The 2634-nt window shown below is 69.5% G+C and carries 2 protein-coding genes and 1 pseudogene; 2 read left to right on the top strand and 1 reads right to left on the bottom strand.

All coding sequences use genetic code 11. From position 1 onward, the window contains the following. Nucleotides 1-46: 46 nt before the first annotated feature. Nucleotides 47-934: a neutral zinc metallopeptidase gene (locus tag K789_RS0103135; RefSeq protein ID WP_024365479.1), complete on the bottom strand. Its 888-nt coding sequence runs from the start codon at nucleotides 932-934 to the stop codon at nucleotides 47-49. Nucleotides 935-992: 58 nt separating this feature from the next. Here K789_RS0103135 and K789_RS0103140 point away from each other — a divergent pair, with 58 nt between their 5' ends. Further along, a complete protein-coding gene (locus K789_RS0103140) occupies nucleotides 993-2411 on the top strand; it encodes a class I adenylate-forming enzyme family protein (protein ID WP_024365480.1) in 1419 nt (472 codons plus the stop codon). Next, nucleotides 2404-2634, top strand: a pseudogene (locus tag K789_RS0103145) (acetyl-CoA C-acyltransferase); the annotation flags it as partial. The gene K789_RS0103140 and the pseudogene K789_RS0103145, both read left to right, overlap by 8 nt.

Raw genomic sequence — 2634 nt, forward strand, 5'->3', positions numbered from 1 at the left:
GGCCCGCCATAACGGCCGTTACGGAGCAGCGGATGAGGATATGGGACTACGGGGTGGCGACGCCGAACGTGTCGCACTGGTTGATGTCGCCGGTCTTGTAGCCCTGGTAGAACCACTTCTGGCGCTGCGCGCTGGAGCCGTGGGTCCACGCTTCGGGGGACACCCGGCCGGTCGCGGCCTTCTGGATCCGGTCGTCGCCGACGGCGGAGGCGGCGGAGAGGGCATCCTGCAGGTCCTGGTCCTTCAGCGGTTCCAGGAACGGGACCCCGGTGTTGGGATCCTGCTGGGTCGTCGCGTAGCGGACCCACAGGCCGGCGTAGCAGTCAGCCTGCAGTTCCACCCGGACCGCCCCGGATTCGGGTCCCTGGGGGTCCTGCTGGGCGCGGTCGAGGTTCCCCAGGACGTTCTGGATGTGGTGGCCGAACTCGTGGGCCACCACGTATTCCTGCGCCAGCGGCCCGCCGGAGGAGCCGAACCGGTCCACAAGTTCCTGGAAGAATCCCGGGTCGAAGTACGCGGTGGTGTCGGCGGGGCAGTAGAACGGCCCGACCTCCGAGGTCGCCGCGCCGCAGCCGGTATTGGTGGCCTGGTCGAAGATCACTGTGTCCGGCTGGGGATACTTCGTGTCGTATTGGGCCAGGTAGGCGGGCCAGAAGGCGTTCAGGCTGTTGACGGTGCCGGTGATGCGGCAGTCGAGCCGGGCGTCGGCGTCGGCTCCGGTCTTGCAGGCCGGCGCGGTGCCTTGACTCTGCGAGCCGGAGTCCTGCGTGGTGCCGCCGAGGCCTTCCAGCAGGGAGGGATTGATGCCGAGCAGGGCCGCGATCAGCAGGATGATGCCGCCGCCAATCCCGCCGCCGACTTTGACGCCGCGGCCCATGCCGCGCCGGTCCTGGACCTGGGAAGGGTCCAGCTGGACGTTGTCATTGAAACTCATGGAGTCACAATATCGCGTACGAGCTGCGCGGCTGCTCCCGGCCGGTAAAGTTGATCTGATGCCTTTCCTCGACAGACTCCAGCGCTGGGCCGACGGGCGCCCCGACGGGACTGCCGTCGTCGTGGCCGGGCAGCGCCTGAGCTGGGAAGAACTGCGCGACACGGCAGCAGGGCTGCTGCCCGGCTCGCCCGCGGTGACCGTGCTGGCCGAGGGGAACTCGCTGCACTTCGCCGCCGCGTTCGTCGCCGCCGTCGCGGGGGAGCGGCAATGCGCCGTGCTGGACCCGACGTGGCCGCAGCACCTGCAGGACGGGATCAGAGACCGGATCCGCGAGACAGTCCCGGGCGCGCAAGCCGCCGCGTCGGACCGTTCAAACACTTCGGAACTCGCCGACGGGCGCCCGGATACGCCGTTCCTGATCGGTCTTACCTCCGGCACCACGTCCGTCCCGAAGGCCTTCAGCCGCTCCCGCCGGTCCTGGCAGCTCTCCTTTGACGCGTCGGTCGAATTCTTTGGCCTGGCCACGGAGGACAGGACCCTGGCGCCGGGGCCCCTCGCGGCGAGCCTTAACCTTTACGCCCTGGCCGAATGCCTGTACGCCGGCTCGGAGTTCCACACCCTGGACCGGTTCGACGTCGGCGATGCCCACGCCGCCGTCAGCCATGACGGAATCACCCGGCTGGTCCTTGTCCCCACGATGCTCCGCATCCTCAGCGAACGGGGACTCAGCGGCGGTGTCGACGCCTCGGGCATCAGGAGCATCATTTGCGCCGGCTCAAAGCTGGACGCGCGGACCCTGGAGGCCGCCCGCCGCTGGGCACCCAACGCCACCATCTTCGAGTACTACGGGGCCTCGGAGCTCAGCTTCGTCTCCGGCACCGGGCTCCGGCCCGGACAGCCGCCGGACCAGCGCGGAACCGGGATCGGCAAGCCGTTCCCCGGCGTCGAGATCCGCATCCTCGACGACGGCGGGGTTCAACTGCCCGACGGCACCGACGGCAACATCTGCGTCCGCAGCGGAATGGTCAGCGACGGCTACCTCTGGGGCGACGACGGCCAGGCCCTGCAGAGTTTCGACGGCTGGCACACCGTGGGGGACCAGGGTTACCTCGACGGCGGGACGCTGCACATGCTGGGCCGCCGCTCGGACATGATCATCACCGCCGGCACCAACGTCTACCCGCATGAAGTGGAGCTGGCGTTGGCCTCCGTTCCCGGGGTGGCCGCCGCCGTGGCAGCCGGTCCCACAGACGATCTCCGCGGCCAGAAGGTGGTCGCCGGCGTCGTCCCGTCCCACGGCGGCATCACTGCCACCCAGCTGAAGGCGGGCATCGAGGACGTGCTGGCCCGCAACAAGCGGCCGCTGGAATACTTCGCCCTGTCCGAGCTTCCCCTGACGGACCGCGGCAAGCTCAGCCGGGATCTGATGCTCGACTGGATCACCCGCAACGACCCCCGGATCCGGCGCCTTGGCTGAGACCCCTTCGCGGATTCTTCCCGACGACCGGCAGCCCGTCATCATCGCTGCCCGGCGCACCCCGATCTGCCGCGCCAACGGTGTCCTGAAGACCGTCCGCGCCCATGAACTGCTGGCACCCGTGCTCCGCCGCCTGCTCAGCGACACCGGCGTGGCCCCGGACAGGGTGGCGGACGTTGTGATCGGCAATGCCGTGGGCGGCGGCGGGAACGTGGCCCGGCTC

The organism is Arthrobacter sp. TB 26, from assembly GCF_000427315.1.
Taxonomy (GTDB): Bacteria; Actinomycetota; Actinomycetes; order Actinomycetales; family Micrococcaceae; genus Arthrobacter.